The organism is Leucobacter sp. (assembly GCF_053528595.1).
Genome location: NZ_JAIVPF010000040.1, coordinates 21,419 through 40,280, shown reverse-complemented (window position 1 = coordinate 40,280; position 18,862 = coordinate 21,419). Strand labels below are relative to the sequence as shown.

Genomic DNA, 18,862 nt, shown 5'->3' with positions numbered 1-18,862 from the left:
CGGGCATCTCCCTGCGAGCGCGAGTCCGTGCGGTGCCGAGCACGGGCCTCGGGGTTGACGAGGGCCCCAGCGCGACCTAAATTCATTACATGATGAATAAATCGAGCGGCGCGCACGCGGCTGAGCCGGTCGCGGGCCGGGGAGGGGCGGATCCCGGCGCCGGTGCCGGCGCGGATCCCGGTGCCGGCCGGGATCCCGGCCCCGCTCCGGATCCAGCGGTCGAGATCCGGGAGCTGCACGTGCGCCGGAGCCGCACGGCGGTGTTCGAGGGTCTCGACGTCGTGATCCCGCGCGGTGCGATCGTCGGTCTGCTCGGACCCTCCGGGTGCGGCAAGACCACGCTCATGCGGGCGATCGTGGGTGCGCAGAAGATCCGCTCGGGCACGGTGCGGGTGTTCGGCGAGGCGGCCGGATCACGGCGGCTCCGCCGCGTCGTGGCCTACGGCACGCAGGGCGCGGCCGTCTACGGCGACCTCACCGTGCGCCAGAACGTGCGCTACTTCGGGGCACTCGTCGGTGCGAGCCGCGACACCGCGGATCGCCTGATCGAGCGCGTGGGGCTGCGCGCGCAGGCGAATCAGCTGGTCGGCTCGCTGAGCGGCGGTCAGGTCACGCGCGTCTCGCTGGCCGTGGCGCTCGTCGGGGATCCGCAGCTGCTCGTGCTCGACGAGCCGACCGTCGGCCTCGACCCGGTGATCCGCGCCGAGCTGTGGGAGCTCTTCGCGGGGCTCGCGCAGCGCGGGATCACGATGCTCGTCTCGAGCCACGTGATGGACGAGGCGCTGCACTGCGACCGCCTGCTGCTCATGCGGGAGGGGCGGATCATCGCCGACACGACGCCCGCCCAGCTGCTCGCCGACACGGGCGAGCGGGATCCCGAGGCCGCGTTCCTCGCGCTCATCGCGCCCGGGAGAGCCGGCGCGTCTCCGCGGGCCGGGAGCGGCGATGCCGGGACCGGCGGCAGGGCCGCCGGTCCCACACGGGCCGCTGCCGATACGACGGAGGCGGAGCGATGAGCGCCTCGCCGACACTCGCCACCGCGGGACGCGTGCTGACCCAGCTGCGCCACGATCCGCGCTCCGTCATGCTGCTGCTCGTCGCCCCCAGCCTGCTGGTCGGGCTCTTCGCCTGGCTGTTCAGCGAGCAGGAGGGGGTGTTCGACCGCTTCGGCGGCGCGATCCTCGCCCTCTTCCCGTTCATCGTGATGTTTCTGATCACCTCGATCACGACGCTGCGCGAGCGCCGATCCGGCACCCTCGAACGGCTCATGACGACCCCGCTCGGCAAGTGGCAGTTCATCCTCGGCTACGCCCTGGCCTTCGGGGTGCTCGCGCTCGTGCAGGCCGTCGTCACGGTGGGCTTCGCGGTGCTCGTGTGCGGGCTCGAGGTCAGCGGGCCCGTGTGGCAGCTGGCGCTCGTCGCGATCATCGACGCGCTCCTGGGGACGGCCCTCGGCCTGCTGACGAGCGCCTTCGCGCAGACCGAGTTCCAGGCCGTGCAGTGGATGCCCGTGCTCGTCTTCCCGCAGATCATCCTCGGCGGCCTCTTCATGCCACGCGACCAGATGCCGGATGTGCTCACCGCGATCTCGGACTGGCTGCCGCTGAGCCACGCGATCGACGCCATGGAGGCGGTGACGGGCGGAGGAGAGACGTGGGACGTGGCGGGCCCGCTGCTCGTGGTCGGCGCGTTCGTGGTGGTGGCGCTGGTGCTGGCCTCGGGCACGCTGCGCCGCCGCACGCCGTGAGGGCGTCGTCGCGGTGCTGGGCCCGGACGGGACGCGCGGCCTAGACTGGCCCGCAACGGGGGATCCCAGCCCCGCAACGGGGGACCCCCGACCCTCGAGGAGGACCCGATGAGCGATCGAGAGCAGACCGTGCACCGTTACATGGACGGGTTCCGGCGCAGTGATCACGATGCCGTGCTCGCCTGCCTGGCGGATGACGTCGTCTGGTGCATCCACGGCGTGCGCACCACGCGGGGGAAGGCCGAATTCGACAGCGAGATCGAGAACCCCGCGTTCGAGGGAAGCCCCGAGCTCGAGGTCGAACGGGTCGTCGAGGCCGGCGACACGGTCGTGATCGCGGGGACCGGGCGCGGTCACCACCGCGAGCACGGATCCTTCCGCTTCGCCTACTGCGATCTGTTCGCGTTCCGGGGCGAGCTGATCGCGCGGGTCGACTCCTACGTCGTCCCGCTGAGCGAGGGAGCCCCCGCCGCCGGTTGAGCGAGGCGCGTCCGTCCCCCCCGCCTTCCGCGCCCGGCCTGGGAAGTGGCTAGCCTGGACCGCATGACCCTCGACTCCCCGCTCTCGCCGTCGCAGTTCCTGTCCATCGCCGATCACACGCTGCTCGCGCCCGGCACGACGCGCGCCGAGTTGGAGGCGTTCCTCGCCGACGCGCAGGCGCTGGGCGTCGCGCGGGTGTGCGTCAGCCCGTCGCTGCTGCCGGTGGCGGCGCACGCGCTCGGCGGGCTCGAGGCGGTGACGGTGGTGGGCTTCCCGAGCGGCTCGCACCGCGCCGAGGTCAAGGCAGCGGAGGCGGCGCGGGCCGTCGCCGACGGGGCGCACGAGATCGACATGGTGCTGGATCGCGGGCTCGTGCGCGCCGGAGACCGGGCCGGCGTCGAGGCCGAGATCCGCGCCGTGCGGGCGGCCTGCCCGGGCCGCGTGCTCAAGGTGATCATCGAGTCGGCCGCGCTGAGCGACGAGCGGATCGTGGAGGCGTGCCGGGCGGCCGAGGCGGCTGGAGCCGATTTCGTGAAGACCTCGACGGGCTTCGATCCCGCGGGCGGCGCGAGCGTGCACGCGGTGCGCCTCATGGCCCAGACGGTCGGCGGACGGCTGGGCGTGAAGGCGTCGGGCGGGATCCGCACCGCGGCCGCGGTGCGCGAGCTGCGGGCGGCCGGCGCGACGCGCTTCGGGGTGTCGGGCACCGCGGCGATCCTCGAGGGCTGGGAGGCGCCCGCCGCGGACCCCGGCCCCGTCGCCGGGTACTGAGCGAGGGCTCGCGCCGCGACCGCGCAGGGAGACGCCGCCCGGCTAGAATCTCCCCATGCGCCTCGGAGTGATCGACGTCGGATCCAACACCGTCCATCTGCTGGTGGTCGACGCCCACCCCGGGGCGAGCCCCGTGCCGTACCACTCGCAGCGCTCGGTGCTGCGGCTGATGCGCTACCTCGATGCCGACGGCGCCATCGTGGAGGAGGGCGTGCAGCGCATCGTCGAGGCGATCCGCGAGTCGGCGGAGACGGTGCGCGAGATCGGCGTGGACGACATGATCGCCACCGCCACGAGCGCGATCCGCGAGGCTGCGAACGGCGAGGAGGTGCTCGCGCGCATCACCCGCGAGACCGGGGTGACGCTGCGGGTGCTCTCGGGCGAGGACGAGGCGCGGATCACGATGCTCGCGGTGCGCCGCTGGCTCGGCTGGTCGGCGGGTGAGATCCTGCTCTTCGACATCGGCGGCGGTTCGTTCGAAATCGCCCAGGGCGCCGACGAGTACCCCGACGTGCAGGTGTCCCTGCCGCTCGGCGCCGGGCGCACCACCATCAACTATCTGCCCGAGGACCCGCCCACCCGCGAGGCGGTGTCCCTCCTGCGCGCGCACGCGCGCGCCGAGTTCACCCGGGTGCGCGACGAGATCTTCGCCGATCGGCCCCGGCCCAAGCGCGTGGTGGGCACCTCGAAGACGATCCGCTCGCTCGCGCGGCTCGTCGGCGGACCCGCCGATCCGGTGACGGGGGACCTGGCGCAGCTGCACTACGTGGGCCTGCGCGAGTGGGAGCCGACGCTGCGCGACATGCCGGGATCGGTGCGCGAGTACCTGCCGGGCATCACCCCGGAGCGCGGCTACCAGATCATGGCGGGCGCTGTGGTGCTGCGCACCGCGATGAAGGTGTTCGAGGTCGACACGCTCACGATCTCGCCGTGGGCGCTGCGCGAGGGCATCGTGCTGCGCTACATCGATGCCCTCGACGGCCGCGGCGCGGATCCGGTGCGCGAGGAGGGCGCCGCGGGGTGAGTGTCCGGACGGCGCGCGCCTCGGCGATGCCGCCGCGGGATCACTCGAGCGCGTCGACGGCGTGCTCGATCACGGCCGCCAGCTGTCGCACGGCGGTCGAGGGCCGCCGTCCGGGCCCGTCTGCCGGCGCGACCAGCAGCACCGAGCGGACGAACGCCGGATCCTCGATCGGGCGCAGCGCGACGCCCGGGTGCACCGGCCCGCTCGCGAGCTTCGGCATGAAGCTGATTGCCATGTGCGCGGCGACGATGCCGAGCATCACCTGGAAGTCGTCGGTGCGGATCGTCACGTCGAGGGTGTGCCCGGCCCGGGCGAAGGCGCCGACGACGATCTCGTCCATGGGGTCGTTGCGCGAGGTGGCGAGCAGCCAGCGCTCGTCGTGCAGGCCGAGGAGGGACTCGAGATCGATGGTGGAGCGCGCTGCGAGCGGGTGGTCCTCGGGCAGGGCGAGCATGAGCGGATCCCGCAGCACCTCGGTGGCCACGATGTCGGGGCGGAACGGGAGCTCGTAGCCCGGCATGGAGTAGACGAGGGCCGCGTCGAGCTCGCGCTGGTTGATGTGCGCGACGAGGGGACTCACCTCCTCGAGCACGGCGTCGACGTCGATGCCGAGGTCGTTCACCTGCGAGACGATCGAGGGGAGCAGCTTCGCCGCCGCCGTGGGGAAGGTCCCGAAGCGCAGGCGCACCTGCCCCATCCGCGTGAGGTCGCGCGCGTCGCGCAGCGTGCGGTCGGCGAGGGTGAGGATCTCCTGCGCCCGTTCGAGCAGCAGGTGGCCGACGGGGGTGAGCGTGCTGCCGCGCGTGGTGCGATGGAGCACCGGGGCGCCGACGAGCCGTTCGAGGTTGCGCAGGTGGTAGTCGACCGTCGGCTGGCTCCACCCGAGCAGACGCGCCGCGCGGGTGACGGACCCCTCTCGGTGCACCGCTCGCAGCGCCTGGAGCTGGCGGAGGTCGATCATCCCGTCACCTATCCCGTCTCCTGGCCGGCGCGGGCCGGATCCACAGCGTCACATACATGGTATGTGACTTCTGAGACATCTCGGGGATTCCCGCGGCGCCCTCGACTCGTCAGCATGGAGGGATGCTGCAGACCGAAGCTACGAACGCCGTCGTCGGGATCGATGCCGTCCTGGTGACGAGAGACATCGCGACGGGGGAGCCCGGAGCGCCGGCGAGGGCTCCGGAGCGCACGGGAGGCGCCGCCGGGGAGGCGCGCGCCCACCGCGAGGCCTTCCTGCGCCGGCACGCCGAGACCCCGTACGCCGACGCCCTCGACCGCTACGTGGCGCGCGGCCCGGTGCAGCTCATGGTGCCCGGCCACGGCGGCACCGATCGCGGCCTCAGCGGCCGCCTCGCCGACTTCCTCGGGAAGCGCACGCTGCAGCTCGACATCCCGATGCTCATCGACGACGTGGATCTCGGCGAGCACTCGCCGCTCGACCGTGCGCTCGAGCTCGCGGCGGATGCGTGGGGCGCTCGCCGCAGCTGGTTCCTCACCAACGGCGCCTCTCAGGCCAACCGCACCGCCGCGCTCGCCGCCCGCGGCCTGGGCGTGCACATCGTCTCGCAGCGCAGCGCGCACTCGAGCTTCAGCGACGGCGTGCTGGCCGCGGGGCTCATCCCCGATTTCGTCTTCCCGTCGGTCGACGAGCGGCACGGCATGGCGCACGGCGTCTCGCCCGCCGCGCTCGACGAGTCGCTGACCCGCGCCGAGCGCGAGGGGCGCCCCGCCGCCGCCGTCTACATCATCTCCCCGAGCTACTTCGGCTCGGTCTCCGATGTGCGCGGGCTCTCCGAGGTCGCGCACGCCCACGGCGCCCCGCTCATCGTGGACGGCGCCTGGGGGCCGCACTTCGGCTTCCATCCCGAGCTGCCCGAGTCGCCCGCGCGGCTCGGCGCCGACCTGGTGATCTCGAGCACGCACAAGCTCGCGGGATCCCTCACCCAGTCGGCCATGCTGCACCTCGGCCACGGTCCCTTCGCCGACCGGCTCGAACCCCTGATCGAGCGCGCCTTCACGATGACGGCGTCGACCTCGACGAGCGCGATCCTGCGCGCCTCGCTCGACATCGCCCGCCACGCCCTCGCCACGGGGGAGGAGCAGATCGGCCGCTCGGTCGCCGGCGCGCGACGCTTCCGCGAGATGCTGCGCGAGGATCCCCGCTTCCGCGTGGTGAGCGACGACTTCGGCCGCTTCGACGACGTCGTCGACACCGATCTGCTGCGCGTGCCGATCGACGTCTCCTCCACCGGTGTGAGCGGGCACTGGCTGCGCCGGCGCCTCGTCGACGTCGACGGCATCCACTTCGAGATGTCGACGTCCACCTCGCTCGTCGCCGTGATCGGCGCCGGCAAGACGCCCGACTTCGAGCTGGTGCACCGCGCGATGGCCGCGGCCGTCGACTCGGAGGCGGCGGAGGCCGAGCGCGAGGCGAACGCCGCCGCGGGATCCTTCCCCGCCCTGCCCGCGCCCGGCGCGCTGCGCATGATGCCGCGCGACGGCTTCTTCGCGGCCACCGAGGTGGTGCCCGCGGCCGAGGCTGTCGGGCGCGTGTCGGCCGACACGCTCGCCGCCTATCCGCCCGGCATCCCGAACGTGATCCCCGGCGAGGAGATCACCGCCGAGACCGTCGCGTTCCTGCAGGCGGTCGCCGCGTCGCCCACGGGCTACGTGCGCGGCGCGATCGACCCGGGCGTCGCGCGGTTCCGCGTGGTGCGCGCGGGCTGACCCGGGTCCGCCGGCTCCGGGCCCGCGGCCCCTGGACCCCGGGCACGCGCCCGGCAGATGAGAACATAGAACCACGATCTCAGAGACAAGGAAGTCGAACACCGATGGCAAGCACACTCACGCAGCAGCTCTTCCGGGTGAAGCCGGTACCCCGCGACGGGGGTGAGCACGGCACCAAGCTGAAGCGCAGCATCGGCCTCTTCCAGCTCACCATGATCGGCGTCGGCGGCACCATCGGCACCGGCATCTTCTTCATCCTCTCCGAGGCCGTGCCGATCGCCGGCCCCGCCGTGATCTGGTCGTTCGTGATCGCGGGTCTCGTCGCCGGCCTGTCGGTGCTCTGCTACGCGGAGCTCGCGAGCAGCGTCCCGGTGTCGGGATCCTCGTACTCCTACGCCTACAGCACGCTCGGCGAACTGCCCGCGATGGGCGTCGCCGCCTGTCTGCTGCTGGAGTACGGCGTCTCGACGGCCGCGGTGGCGGTCGGCTGGTCGCAGTACGTGAACCAGCTCATCAACAACCTCTTCGGCGTCGAACTGCCGCACGCGCTGCTCTACGCGCCGGAGGAGGGCGGCATCGTCAATCTGCCCGCCATCATCCTCATCATGCTCTGCATGTTCCTCCTGATCCGCGGCACCTCGCACTCAGTCGTGGCCAACACGATCATGGTGCTCATCAAGATCGCGGTGCTGCTCTTCTTCGTGGCCGTCGGCATCACCGGCTGGAACACGGATCACTTCGCCGACTTCGCGCCCTTCGGCTTCGCGGGCGTGATGACGGGCGCCGGCATCATCTTCTTCTCGTTCGTGGGTCTCGACGCCGTCGCCACCGCGGGCGACGAGGCGAAGAACCCGCGCCGCAACCTGCCCATCGCGCTCGTCTCGGCACTCGTGATCGTCACCGGCGTGTACGTGCTCGTCGCCCTCACCGCGCTGGGCGCGCAGGCCACCGGGGAGTTCGAGGGCCAGTCGGCGGGGCTTTCGGCGATCCTCGAGAACATCGTGGGCGCCTCCTGGCCCGGCACCGTGGTCGCCGCGGGCGCCGTGATCTCGATCTTCAGCGTCACGCTCGTGGTGCTCTACGGCCAGACCCGCATCCTCTTCGCGATGTCGCGCGACGGCATGGCGCCCAAGATCTTCCAGCGGGTCAACCCCCGCACGATGACGCCGGTGGCCAACACCGTCATCGTCTCCATCGTGGTGTCGATCCTCGCGGGCGTGCTGCCCATCAACTTCCTCGCCGAGATGACCTCGATCGGCACCCTCGCGGCGTTCCTCGTGGTCTCGATCGCGGTCATGGTGCTGCGCAGGCGCGAGCCCGATCTCGAACGCAAGTTCCGGGTGCCGCTGTATCCCGTCGTCCCGATCCTCTCGATCATCGGCTGCCTCTGGATCATCAAGGACCTGCGCCCCATCACCATCTTCGTGTTCCTCGGCTGGACCGTGCTCGTGCTGGTGTGGTGGTGGTTCACCGGACGCAAGAACTCCGTGCTCGGCGAGCAGATCAAGACCGGCATGATCGTGCTGGTCGGCCCCGGCAAGTACCGCCTGGCCGGCGCCTCCCCGGACGGGGCCGAGGGCGACGAGTTCGCGGACTCCGCTGTCGACGGCTCGGGATCGGGATCCGATCCCTCCCAGCCCGGTGCCTCGCAGCGCGGGGATTCCCGATGAGCATCGTCGTCGGCATCGCGCCGGGGCACGAGCTGCGCGGGCCGCTGCAGCTCGGCGCGATGATCGCGCGCTCGTACGGCCGGCCCCTCGTGGTCGCCGTGGTCAACTCGGCCGCGTGGCCGCCGAATCGCTCGCACGGCGCCGTCGACGGGGAGTACCAGGAGTTCGTGGTCGCCGAGGCGCGGGCCGTGCTCGACGAAGCGCGCGGGATCGTGCCCGACGACCTCGAGGCCGAGTACCTCGTGCACCGGGCGTCGAGCGCGCGCCGCGGGCTGCTGGAGCTGTGCGAGGCGCACGACGCGATGCGCCTCGTGGTGGGCGCGAAGGGCGAGGGCCCCGACGGCGAGATCTCGCTCGGCTCGGTGGTGACCGGGCTGCTGCACGGCTCCCACGTGCCCGTGGCCGTGGCGCCGCGCGGGTACACCGTGCCGGCCTCGGCCCGCCTGGAGCGGATCACCGTGGCCTACAGCGGCTCGGAGACCTCGGGCGACCTGGTGCTGGGGGCCGCGGCCGTGGCCGCCGAGGCGGGATGCGGGATCCGCATCGCGTCGTTCCACGCGCGGCCGCGGGCGTACGCCTCCGCCGCCGTGGGGCTCGACGCGGAGGACGCCGTGATCGCCGAGTGGGAGTCGGTGATCCGCGAGGAGACCGAGGAGCTGCTCGGCGACATCTCGCGCTTCGCGGAGCGGCCGGCCTCGGTGTCGGTGGTGGTCGGCGCCGGCGCGGACTGGCACGAGGCGCTGCGGGCGATCGACTGGGGGGAGGCCGAGGTGCTGCTGGTCGGATCGAGCAGTCTCGGGCCGCTGGCGCGGATCTCGTTGGGCTCCCACGCCGTGAAGATCATGCGGCACTCTCCGGTGCCCGTGGTCGTGGTGCCGCGGCGCGCGACCGAGGAGTACGCGGCGCAGGCCCCGCTCGCCGGCTGAGCGCCGTGGGGCGGGCCCGTCCCGCCGCCCGCCCCGCGCCGCCCTTCGCTCACAACACCCCGCTCCATCTCCTTCCAGGCAACTTCTCCACAGATCGCACTCCCGGCCGCCGCGACGCCCGCCGACCCCGCATGCTGGATCGCATGACCGCTTCAGACACCCGCATCGACCCCGACCGCATCCTCGCCACCGACGCCGATCTGCAGGATCAGCTCGGTCTCGTGCTGGAGCGGGCGACCCACCGCCAGCTCTGGCTGATGCTCGTCGATCACGAGCGCCGACTCGCCGAACCCATCATGCCGATGGACGATCACCCGGAGTCGCCTCACGAGCCCTGCGAGACGAGCGACCTCGGGGTGGTGCCCTTCGCCCGGGTGCTCGTGCACCGCGCCCGCATCGTGTGCGGGCTGGTGGATGCCCGCGAGTTCGTCCTCGTCTGGGAGCGGTGCGGGACGGACCGCTTCACCGACGACGACCGGGAATGGGCCCGGGCCGTCGCGGGGGAGGCCGGGGGAGTCGGCGCCCTCTCGGATGACGGGATCCTGGCCCCGCTGCGCGCCCAGTTCGTCCTCCACGACACGGGGATCCGGCAGCTGACCCCCGATGATTACGCGTAGACGAGCACCGAGACCAACAGCGATTGACCAAGCTTGACCGTCTCCGTAGCCTGGTGGGATGAGGACAGTGAAGGTGCAGTACGCGAAGACGCATCTCTCAGCCCTGCTCGCCGCCGTCGAGCAGGGGGAGGAAGTGGTCATCGCCCGGGGATCCGAGCCCGTGGCGAAGCTGGTCCCGTTCGAGCCGCGTGCAGAGCGGGACCTCGGATTCGTCGCCTACTCCGTGCCCGACAGCTTCTCGGATCCCCTGCCGGAGAGCGAACTCGAGGTCTGGGAGGGCGAGGCGTGAAGTACCTGCTCGACACCCACGCGCTGCTGTGGGCGCTCACCGACCCGGTTCGGCTCGGACCCGAGGCACGTGAGCTCATCGCCGCTCGCGCGTCGCCGCTCGTCGTGTCGGCGGTCTCGGCGTGGGAGATCGCGACGAAGCGGCGGCTGGGCAAGCTTCCGCAGGCCGACGTGCTGGTCGGCGCCTACTCCAGGCACCTCGATCGATTGGGCGCCGAGCGGATGCCGGTGGCGGAGGACCACGCGCTGCTGGCCGGTGGCCTCGGCTGGGAGCATCGGGATCCGTTCGATCGGATGCTCGCCGCCCAGGCGATGGTCGAGTCGATGACGCTGATCACCCACGACCGGGTCTTCTCCGAGCTCCCCGGAGTGGCGGTTCGATGGTGACTGCTCGGGCTCATGCGGCTACCGATGGCCCACCCCGTGGCGTGCGTCGGTCACCGGACCCGCCGGGCGGGGCGTTTTGAGTTCCGCGCAGGAATCGGGTAAAGTTATCTCTCGGTGCTGATCTCCCCGGAGGTCGGATTTCCGCCTTGGGATATGGTGTAATTGGCAACACTACGGTTTCTGGTACCGTCATTCTAGGTTCGAGTCCTGGTATCCCAGCCACAGAAAACCCCGGCTCAGGCCGGGGTTTTCGCGTTCCTGGAGCGCAGCCTCGCTATCCGGCCTCGATGCTCGGCATGCTGCGCGACGGTACGCCCTGTTCTCGGGTATGCCTCGCGATGTCGGAGAGCGAAGCCAGCCACACATCCCGCATATCGGCGACCTCCGCGATGAAACGGCTCAGGGCCATCGCCCGTCCGGGGCGCCCCGAGAGGAACGGATGGTTGGTGAGCACCCAGCATCCGCCGTACTCGCGCATCCCTTCGAGCTCGCTGCGCCAGAGCTCCACGGCGTGGGCCGGTGTCTGGATCGGCCCGAGCTCGGTGACGTCGGGAAGGTAGCAGTACTGCTCCCAGTCGTCGAGCGCCCACTGGATGGGGATCTCCACGATCGATCCGCCGTCCCGACTGCGATCTCTGCTCGGGGAGAGCAGGTAGGGGAAATCGTCGTCCATGAGACTCGAATCGTAGAGGAAGCCGCGTTCGGCGAGAAGCCGGGGCATGTCCCAGGAGAGATCCCACATGGGAGCCCGATACCCCAGGGGACGTTCGCCGATGAGCCGCTCGAGCACCTCCGTGCCGCGGTCGAGCTGCTCCGCCTGTTCGGCGAGACCGAGGCCCGCCGGCTTGCGGTGATGGTAACCGTGATGCGCGATCTCGTGGCCCGCGGACGCGATATCGCGCACCGTCCCCGGGTGCAGCTCCGCGGTCAGCCCGGGGACGAAGAAGGTGCTGCGAACCCCCAGCCGGTCGAGGATGCCGAGGATGCGCCGGACTCCGACGCGCGGACCGTAGGCCTGGTGGGTCATGACGCTCATGCTCTGCGCGGTGGACGGGTCGGCCGCGAGAGCAGCCGACTCGCCGTCGACGTCGAACGAGAACGAAGCCGCGCATCGGGCCCCGCCCGGCCACTCGAACCGGTATTGCGACGCGGGATCTCCGGTCGGCCGATTCATCTCGAGACCCGCCCGCTCATGATGGACACGAGGTCGTAGGCGCAGTGCGAGGCGGCAACCGCCGTGATGCTGGCGTGGTCGTAGGCCGGAGCCACCTCGACCACGTCCGCCCCGACCAGGCGCTTGTCGCGCAGGCCCCGGAGCAGCTCGAGGAGTTCCCGGCTGGTCAGCCCTCCGGCCTCCGGTGTTCCGGTGCCCGGGGCGTGGGCGGGATCCAGCACGTCGATGTCGATGGAGATGTAGAGCGGGGCGTCGCCGACCCGCCTGCTGATGCGCTCGATGATCTCGGTGAACGGCGTCGTGTGGAACTCGCGCGCGTGCACGATGGTGAAGCCGAGTTCGGCATCGTCGGTGAGGTCCTCCGCGCTGTAGAGCGAACCGCGGATCCCCACGTGCGCGGAGTGCTCCTTGAGCAGCAGTCCCTCCTCGATGGCCACCCGGAACGGGGTGCCGTGCGTGACCGGCGTGTTGAAGTACGGCCCCCAGGTGTCGAGGTGCGCGTCGAAGTGCACGAGCGCCATCGGCCCGTGCTCCCGGTGCAGTGCGCGGAGCGAGGCGAGTGCGATGGTGTGGTCTCCGCCCAGCACCACGACCGGGCGGCCTCCCTCGGCCAGCGCCGCAACCCCGGCCTCGATCTCGCGGAGCGCCGTGGCGATATCGAACGGGTTGCAGTCGACATCGCCCGCGTCCACGACCTGCACCGATTCGAAGGGGGCGACGTCGAGTGCCGGGTTGTAGGGCCGGAGCAACCGGGAGGCCTCGCGGATGGCGCCCGGGCCGAATCGGGCGCCCGGCCGGAAGGTGACCCCGGTGTCGAACGGTACTCCGACGACCGCGACGTCGTGCCGCGGAACGTCTCCGATCCGGGGCAGCCTGGCGAAGGTCGTGAAGCCCGCGTAGCGCGGCGAGACCTGGCCGTCGATCGGGGGGACGGGGGCGGGATCGGTCATGGATGGGGTTCCTGTTCTCTCGTCGTGTCTGGATCCGGGTCAGACCCGGCCGCGGGTCGATCCGCCGTTCACCTGCAGGGTCTGGCCGACCACCGTGCGGAGCCCGGGGTCGGCGAGGAACCGCACCGCTGCGGCGACCTCGTCGGGGCGGCCGATGCGGCCGAGCGGGATGCCCCGCGCGTAGTGCTCGTGCATCTGCGCGAGCGGGATCCCCGCCGCGTCGGCGTCCACGTTCAGCTGGGGCGTGTCGATCACTCCCGGGGCGATCGCGTTGACGACGATGCCCTCCGGGGCGAGCTCGTGCCCGAGGCATTTGACGAGCGCGATGAGGCCGGCCTTCGACGCCGCATACGCGGTGGCCTCGGGCCATCCGATCACCCCCCACTCGCTCGAGATGACGATGATCCGGCCGCCGTCGCCCTGCGCGCGCATGACGCGGACGGCCTCCTGGACCAGGGCGAAGGTGCCGAGCAGGTTCGTGTGCGCGACCCGCCACCAGTCCGCGGGGTCGGCGTCGACGAGCGGTGCCATGGTCATGGTGGCGTGATTCGCCACGAGCACGTCGAGTCGGCCGTTCGCGGCCACCGCGTCCCCGATCAGCTCGCGGCATGCCTCGGGCGTGCCCAGATCCTTCACGAGGCCGCTCGCGCCCGTCGCGTCCAGGACGGCCTGCAGCGTCGGGCCGTGCGATCGTGCGTGCGCGAGCACGCTGGCTCCCGCCGATGCGAGGGCCGACACCTGCGCCGCACCGAGGCCGCCGGCGGCACCCGTGACCAGGGCGCTCGCCCCGCGCAGGAGGGAGGACTTGGACGCGGAGAGGGGAGCCATCAGATCACCGCCCCGGAGTTCGGGTGGATGGTCTCGCCGGTGACGAACCCGGCGGCATCGAGCAGGAACTCCACGCACAGCGCCACCTCGTCGGGCTCCGCGAGCGCTCGCGCGGGCAGAGTTGCGAGGTACTCCGGGTCGCGCCAGGGAGAATCCGGTGCGAGCATCGGCGTGTTCGTCGGTCCGGGCGCGACGGCGTTCACCCGGATCCCTGCGGGGGCGACCTCGATCGCGAGGCTCCTCATCGCGCCGAGCACCGCGCCCTTGGCGGCCGCGTAGTGCGAGTCCCGCGCACCGCCTCCGACCGCCAGTTCGCTCGCGACGGCGACGATCGCTCCGGTGCCGCGCTCGATCATCCCGGGCAGTACGGCGCGGGATCCCGCGAAGAATCCGCCCAGGTGCACGCGGAGCATTCGCTCGGCCTGCTCGTCGGCGATCTCGGAGAACGGGACGCTCTCGTAGTGCCCGGCGGCGCTCACCAGCGCGTCGACCGGCCCCAGCTCGCGCTCGATCGTGGCGACGGCCGTCGCCACGTCGAGGTGCTCCGACACGTCGAGCTGCAGCGCGACGTCGACGTGCTCGGCGGCGACCCGGTCCAGGCCGGCGACCCGCCAGCCCGCGTCGCGGAGTCGCCGCGAGATCGCGGAGCCCATACCGCCTGCGGCGCCCGTCACGATGGCGACCCGGCTCATCGGCGGCCCTCGAGATCTCGCGCCCCGGCGGCGGTGCCGGTACCGGCGGCGGCCTCGGCGTCGAGCATGACCGCCGATGTCTCGACGTTCTCGATCCGGCCGCGCACCCGGGCGTAGATCGCGGCACCCACGACCGCGAGTGCCGCCGCCCCGACGATCACCGACCAGTCGAGCCAGGGGTTGCCGTTGATCGCGCGCGGCCACGCGATGTTCACCAGTTCGAGCACCACCCACACGAGCGCGGCGATCGCGACGATCCCGGTCCAGCGGCCGATCGAGAACGGGCCGGGGCGCCAGCGCCTGCGCACCACGGCGACGGCGAACGCGAGGACGGGGAACAGGAAGCTGAGGTAGAAGCCTCCGGACGTGAAGTTCACCATCATCGTATAGAGGTTCTCGGCGACGTTGCTCAGCAGGAAGAGCGCGGTGCCGATCGCCGTCGTGATGAGGATCGGACCCACGGGCTGGCGCTGGGTGCGGCTGAGGCGCGACAGCGCGTTCGAGAAGGGCAGCGCCCGGTCTCGCGCCTTCGCCCAGATGAGGCGCGAGGCGGAGGTCTGGAGGGCGAGGAAGCTCGCGACGAAGCCGATGGCGAAGAGCGCCTGAATGGGGATCGCGAGGTGCGAGCCCAGCTGCGCGGTGAGCACGGCGTAGACCGGATCCACGTCGTAGTCGGGGAGTTCGGTGGCGTTCTCCGGCGTTGCCAGGATGATCGCGAGGCTCGAGAACATGACGACCGCGGCGATGAAGCTGATCGAGAACAGCACCGCCTTCGGCAGATTGCGACGCGGCTCGTGGACCTCCTCGGCGATCGATCCGGCGCTCTCGAAGCCGACGAAGGAGAACCCGATGAACACCACGGCGAGGAGGAACGGGCCGCCGAGCGAGAAGAATCCGTCGGCGGCGCCGATGCTGGCCCCGCCGTCGAAGAGGATCGAGAGATCGTGCTCCCGATGCGCGATGAGCAACCAGATGCCCAGCCCGATCGAACCGATGATCTCGGCGACGATGCTCGCGATCATGAAGCCCTTGAGGATCCCGCGTCCCGAGAGGTTGATCACGGTGCCGATCACGAGCACGATGAACGCGATCAGGGCGATCTGCGTGCCGCTGGCGCCGTGCATGCCGATGATGTTCGCGATGAAGCCGGCGGCGCCCAGCGCCACCGTGGCCATGGCGATCACCAGCGTCCAGATGTAGAACCAGCCCGCGAACCAGCCGAATCCAGCGCCGAGCAGGCGGTTGGCCCACTGGTAGATCGACCCCTCGAGAGGCCACTTCGACACCAGCATGGCGAACACCAGGGCGACGAGGAACTGGCCGGCGAAGACGATGAGGAACCCCCACCAGAACGACGGGCCTGCGGTCGCGATGGCCAGGCCGAAGATGCCGTAGAGTGCGACGATCGGGGAGATGAACGCGAACGCGAAGGCGAACGCGGCCCCGAAGCTGAACTCTCTGCGCAGCGTGTGTGCGCCCGCCGCGGGGCGAGCAGTGCTCGTAGTCAAGATGGTCTCCTTTGGCCAGGACAGGGGCGAACGCACTCATTATCCACTTCTCCAGCACATGGGTGCGGAAACGCGGGAGAGACCTCCATGAGATCGTCGATCCGCTGGAGGAAGCTACAATGCCCGTATGATCTCGACTCAGGAGGATGCCGGGGCGCTCGTGACGATCGGCGATCTGGTCGCGGATGCGTCGCTGGTCATCACGGCGGTGGTCCTACGGCCCGGCGCGTCGGAACGCCCGGTGTCCTGGGTGCACGCCACCGAACAGCTCGATCCCCGGCCCCACCTGCGCCGACATGAACTCGTCTGCACACTCGGAAGCGCCCTGGTGCGGCCCGGCTCCGCGGAGGTGTTCGTCGCCGCGCTCGCGGACGCAGGCGTCTCGGGGATCGCGCTCGGGCTGGGCGAGGTGCATCTCGAACCGCCCGGAGAACTCGTGCGAGCCTGCGAGCGCGCCGAGATGCCGCTGCTCCTGCTCGACCACGGCGTCCCGTTCCTCGCGGTGAACGATGTCGTGCTGGAGCGCCGCACCCAGATCGAGAGCGAGACGCGGCGCAGGGAGACCGCACTGATCTCCCGGTTGCTGACGATGGCCAGGGAGGGAGCCGGCGAGACCGCGCTCCTGGAAGAGGCCGAGCAGGTGCTCGGCGGCAGCCTGACACGCGTGACGGCCCCGGAACGCGGGATCGAGTGGGCAGGGGAACCGGGCGGCGCGACGAACGAGTTCCTGCAGCAGCTGCAGAGCGTCATCGAGTTCACCGGCTTGGAACATGCGCGAGAGGCATCCGATCAGCAGCAGCGCCTCGGACAGCTGATCGATCTGATCGCGGGCGGGCTGGCGCTTCCGGCGGCGATTCTGCCCGAGATCGAAGCGCACGGGCTGGAGCGCGAACGGCTCGGAGTGTCCTGCTGGCCGAGCGGGAGCGAAGGGGCGCTGAGCCGGCGCGGGGCGATCGGACTGATCGGGGTGACTCCCCACGAGGTGGTCCTCATCTCGGAGCCGGGGCTCGAGGAGTCGTTTCGCGATCTGGGGCTGGTGTGCGGGTACAGCTCGATCGTCGATCTCGCCGGGCTGCGACGAGCACTCAGCGAAGCGCGATCCGCGTTGCGCCTCGCGAGAAGCCGCGGGGGCGTGGCCGGACCCGAGCAGCTCGTCACCCTGGAGGCGCTTCTCGAGCAGCAACCGGCCGAACAGCTGAACCCGTTCATCGAGCAGCTCATCGCACCGATCCTGCAGGCCGAGGAGCAGGGCCGGGGAGAGCTCCTGACCACCCTCCGGACATTCATCGCCGCAGACCGGCACCTCCAGGTCACGGCGGACCGGCTGTACGTGCACGTCAACACGGTGCGGCACCGGATGAAACGCATCCGGGAGCTCAGCGGACGAGATCCGCTCTCCCCGTCCGATCTCGTCGATCTGCGGATCGCGCTGTGGGCGCTCGAACGGCGGAAAGCCGTGCAGCATCGGCTGATCAGGCCGCTCAGCCGCGAGCGATGAGCCGTCGCGACGGGGGAGGTGCGCGCCCGTTCCGGCGGGCCGCCCCGCGAGATCAGCGCGCCGTCACCAGGGCGTCGTCCCGGATCGAGTCGTCGACCGTGGAGAGCGGTGCGCCGACGCGGTAGAGGGCGCCGCGGTGGTCCTGGGGCAGACGATCGCCCTCGCCGAAGAGCTTGTTGCGCAGCGTGCCGGGCGCGTACTCCGTGTGGTAGACGCCGCGCCGCTGCAGCTCGGGCACCACGTGCTCGACCACGTCTTCGAAGGTGCCCGGCGTGACCGCGTAGGCGAGGTTGAAGCCGTCGATGCCGGTCTCGGCGACGATCCGCTCCATCTCGTCGGCGACCGTGGACGGCGAGCCCACGATCGTGGCACCGAGGCCGGCGATGCCGTTGCGCTCGACCATGTCGCGCACGGTCCACGCGCGGCCGTCGGGGTTGTCGGCCTGGAAGGCGGCGACCGTCGACTGGATCGCGTTGCTCTCCACATTGCCGAGCGGCTCGTCGAGGTCGTACTTCGACAGGTCGATGCCCATCCACCCCGACAGGAAGGTGAGCGCCCCCTCGGGGCTGACGTACGACAGGTACTCCTCGTGCTTGGCCTGCGCGAGCTCGTCGGTCTCGTCGACGATGATCGTGAGGAGCAGGTAGATCTTGGCCGCGTCGGGCGAGCGGCCGGCTTCGACGAGCGCGGCGCGGATCGCGTCGACGCTCTTCCTGGCGACCGCGTTCGTGGGCGACGCGATGAAGATCGCCTCGGCGTGCCGCGCGGCGAAGCGGATCCCGCGGGGCGACGCCCCCGCCTGGAACACCAGGGGAGTGCGCTGCGGTGAGGGCTCGGAGAGATGGATCCCCGGCACCTTGAAGTGCGTGCCGTGGTGGCCGATGTGGTGCACCTTGTCGGGCTCGGCGAACACACCGCGCTCGCGATCCCGCACCACGGCGTCGTCCTCCCACGAGCCCTCGAGCAGCTTGTAGACCACCTCGAGATACTCGTCGGCGTGGTCGTAGCGCTGGTCGTGCTCGAGCTGGTCGTCCTGCCCCAGGTTGCGGGCGGCCGACGGCAGGTACCCGGTCACCACGTTCCAGCCCACGCGTCCCTTCGTGAGGTGGTCGAGCGTCGAGAGCCGCCGCGCGAACGGCACCGGGTGCTCGAAGGCGGTTCCGGCGGTGATCCCGAAGCCCACGTGCTCGGTGACGGCCGCCATCACCGCCGCCAGCTGCACGGGATCGTTCACGGGCACCTGCGCACCGTTGCGGATGGCGGCGATGTCGTTGCCGCCGAAGACGTCGTAGGTGCCGAGCACGTCGGCGATGAAGATGCTGTCGAACAGTCCGCGCTCGGCGACGCGCGCCAGGTGGGTCCAGTACTCGATGTCCTTGTAGCGCCACGCCTGATCGTCGGGGTGGCGCCAGAGCCCGGAGCTCTGATGCGCCACGCAGTTCATGTCGAAGGCGTTGAGTCTGATCTGCTTGCGCTGCGATGCTGCTGGCACGGGTGATGCTCCTTCGGGACGGGGCGCCCGGTCGCGATCGACGCGGCGGGCTCCTCAGAAGGTACCGAAGGTCGCGGCGC

Annotated in this window: 19 protein-coding genes and 1 tRNA gene; 13 read left to right on the top strand and 7 right to left on the bottom strand. The window is 71.1% G+C overall.

Going from position 1 to position 18,862, the window contains the following annotated elements:
- Positions 1-89: 89 nt before the first annotated feature.
- From ACWKZU_RS08490 to ACWKZU_RS08470, 5 genes are all read left to right on the top strand, one after another.
- Complete coding sequence (locus ACWKZU_RS08490) at positions 90-1,016, top strand: ABC transporter ATP-binding protein (protein WP_449281887.1); 927 nt, start codon at positions 90-92, stop codon at positions 1,014-1,016.
- Positions 1,013-1,747, top strand: coding sequence for an ABC transporter permease (locus ACWKZU_RS08485; protein WP_449281886.1), 735 nt, complete (start codon positions 1,013-1,015; stop codon positions 1,745-1,747). The genes ACWKZU_RS08490 and ACWKZU_RS08485 overlap by 4 nt, the downstream gene beginning before the upstream one ends.
- A gap of 108 nt (positions 1,748-1,855) precedes the next feature.
- Complete coding sequence (locus ACWKZU_RS08480; protein WP_449281885.1) at positions 1,856-2,227, top strand: nuclear transport factor 2 family protein; 372 nt, start codon at positions 1,856-1,858, stop codon at positions 2,225-2,227.
- 63 nt (positions 2,228-2,290) lie between these two features.
- Positions 2,291-2,998, top strand: coding sequence for a deoxyribose-phosphate aldolase (gene deoC / locus ACWKZU_RS08475; protein WP_449281884.1), 708 nt, complete (start codon positions 2,291-2,293; stop codon positions 2,996-2,998).
- Between the two features lie 55 nt (positions 2,999-3,053).
- A complete protein-coding gene (locus ACWKZU_RS08470) occupies positions 3,054-4,022 on the top strand; it encodes a Ppx/GppA phosphatase family protein (protein WP_449281883.1) in 969 nt (322 codons plus the stop codon).
- Between the two features lie 40 nt (positions 4,023-4,062).
- On the opposite strand, the gene ACWKZU_RS08465 is transcribed toward ACWKZU_RS08470, so the two are convergent.
- Positions 4,063-4,983, bottom strand: a complete 921-nt coding sequence (locus ACWKZU_RS08465) for a LysR family transcriptional regulator (protein WP_449281882.1) — start codon at positions 4,981-4,983, stop codon at positions 4,063-4,065.
- 122 nt (positions 4,984-5,105) lie between these two features.
- Here ACWKZU_RS08465 and ACWKZU_RS08460 point away from each other — a divergent pair, with 122 nt between their 5' ends.
- The 7 genes from ACWKZU_RS08460 (at position 5,106) to ACWKZU_RS08430 (ending at position 10,862) form a co-directional block, all read left to right on the top strand.
- Positions 5,106-6,752: an aminotransferase class I/II-fold pyridoxal phosphate-dependent enzyme gene (locus tag ACWKZU_RS08460; RefSeq protein ID WP_449281881.1), complete on the top strand. Its 1,647-nt coding sequence runs from the start codon at positions 5,106-5,108 to the stop codon at positions 6,750-6,752.
- 104 nt (positions 6,753-6,856) lie between these two features.
- Positions 6,857-8,422: an amino acid permease gene (locus ACWKZU_RS08455; RefSeq protein WP_449281880.1), complete on the top strand. Its 1,566-nt coding sequence runs from the start codon at positions 6,857-6,859 to the stop codon at positions 8,420-8,422.
- Complete coding sequence (locus ACWKZU_RS08450; RefSeq protein WP_449281879.1) at positions 8,419-9,348, top strand: universal stress protein; 930 nt, start codon at positions 8,419-8,421, stop codon at positions 9,346-9,348. The genes ACWKZU_RS08455 and ACWKZU_RS08450 overlap by 4 nt, the downstream gene beginning before the upstream one ends.
- A 143-nt stretch (positions 9,349-9,491) precedes the next feature.
- Positions 9,492-9,965, top strand: a complete 474-nt coding sequence (locus tag ACWKZU_RS08445; RefSeq protein ID WP_449281878.1) for a hypothetical protein — start codon at positions 9,492-9,494, stop codon at positions 9,963-9,965.
- 58 nt (positions 9,966-10,023) lie between these two features.
- The gene (locus tag ACWKZU_RS08440) at positions 10,024-10,254 is read left to right on the top strand and encodes a type II toxin-antitoxin system Phd/YefM family antitoxin (RefSeq protein ID WP_449281877.1); all 231 of its coding nucleotides are present in this window, start codon (positions 10,024-10,026) and stop codon (positions 10,252-10,254) included.
- The gene (locus ACWKZU_RS08435; protein WP_449281876.1) at positions 10,251-10,640 is read left to right on the top strand and encodes a type II toxin-antitoxin system VapC family toxin; all 390 of its coding nucleotides are present in this window, start codon (positions 10,251-10,253) and stop codon (positions 10,638-10,640) included. The genes ACWKZU_RS08440 and ACWKZU_RS08435 overlap by 4 nt, the downstream gene beginning before the upstream one ends.
- A gap of 147 nt (positions 10,641-10,787) precedes the next feature.
- A tRNA-Gln gene (locus ACWKZU_RS08430) sits at positions 10,788-10,862 on the top strand.
- Between the two features lie 52 nt (positions 10,863-10,914).
- On the opposite strand, the gene ACWKZU_RS08425 is transcribed toward ACWKZU_RS08430, so the two are convergent.
- Genes ACWKZU_RS08425 through ACWKZU_RS08405 form a run of 5 tightly spaced genes read right to left on the bottom strand, consistent with a single transcriptional unit; the run spans position 10,915 to position 15,792 of the window.
- Positions 10,915-11,814 (bottom strand): polysaccharide deacetylase family protein, encoded by a 900-nt coding sequence (locus ACWKZU_RS08425; RefSeq protein WP_449281875.1) that lies wholly within the window; start codon positions 11,812-11,814, stop codon positions 10,915-10,917.
- Positions 11,811-12,764, bottom strand: a complete 954-nt coding sequence (gene speB, locus ACWKZU_RS08420) for an agmatinase (protein ID WP_449281874.1) — start codon at positions 12,762-12,764, stop codon at positions 11,811-11,813. Before speB ends, ACWKZU_RS08425 begins: the two co-directional genes overlap by 4 nt.
- Positions 12,765-12,803: 39 nt before the next feature.
- Positions 12,804-13,592 carry an SDR family NAD(P)-dependent oxidoreductase gene (locus ACWKZU_RS08415; protein ID WP_449281873.1) on the bottom strand — a complete coding sequence of 263 codons (789 nt, stop codon included), beginning with the start codon at positions 13,590-13,592 and terminating at the stop codon, positions 12,804-12,806.
- Positions 13,592-14,284: an SDR family NAD(P)-dependent oxidoreductase gene (locus ACWKZU_RS08410; RefSeq protein WP_449281872.1), complete on the bottom strand. Its 693-nt coding sequence runs from the start codon at positions 14,282-14,284 to the stop codon at positions 13,592-13,594. Before ACWKZU_RS08410 ends, ACWKZU_RS08415 begins: the two co-directional genes overlap by 1 nt.
- Positions 14,281-15,792: an APC family permease gene (locus ACWKZU_RS08405; RefSeq protein WP_449281871.1), complete on the bottom strand. Its 1,512-nt coding sequence runs from the start codon at positions 15,790-15,792 to the stop codon at positions 14,281-14,283. The genes ACWKZU_RS08410 and ACWKZU_RS08405 overlap by 4 nt, the downstream gene beginning before the upstream one ends.
- Positions 15,793-15,919: 127 nt before the next feature.
- Here ACWKZU_RS08405 and ACWKZU_RS08400 point away from each other — a divergent pair, with 127 nt between their 5' ends.
- Positions 15,920-17,290: a PucR family transcriptional regulator gene (locus ACWKZU_RS08400; RefSeq protein ID WP_449281870.1), complete on the top strand. Its 1,371-nt coding sequence runs from the start codon at positions 15,920-15,922 to the stop codon at positions 17,288-17,290.
- 52 nt (positions 17,291-17,342) lie between these two features.
- On the opposite strand, the gene ACWKZU_RS08395 is transcribed toward ACWKZU_RS08400, so the two are convergent.
- Complete coding sequence (locus tag ACWKZU_RS08395; protein WP_449281869.1) at positions 17,343-18,782, bottom strand: LLM class flavin-dependent oxidoreductase; 1,440 nt, start codon at positions 18,780-18,782, stop codon at positions 17,343-17,345.
- Between the last annotated feature and the right edge of the window lie 80 nt (positions 18,783-18,862).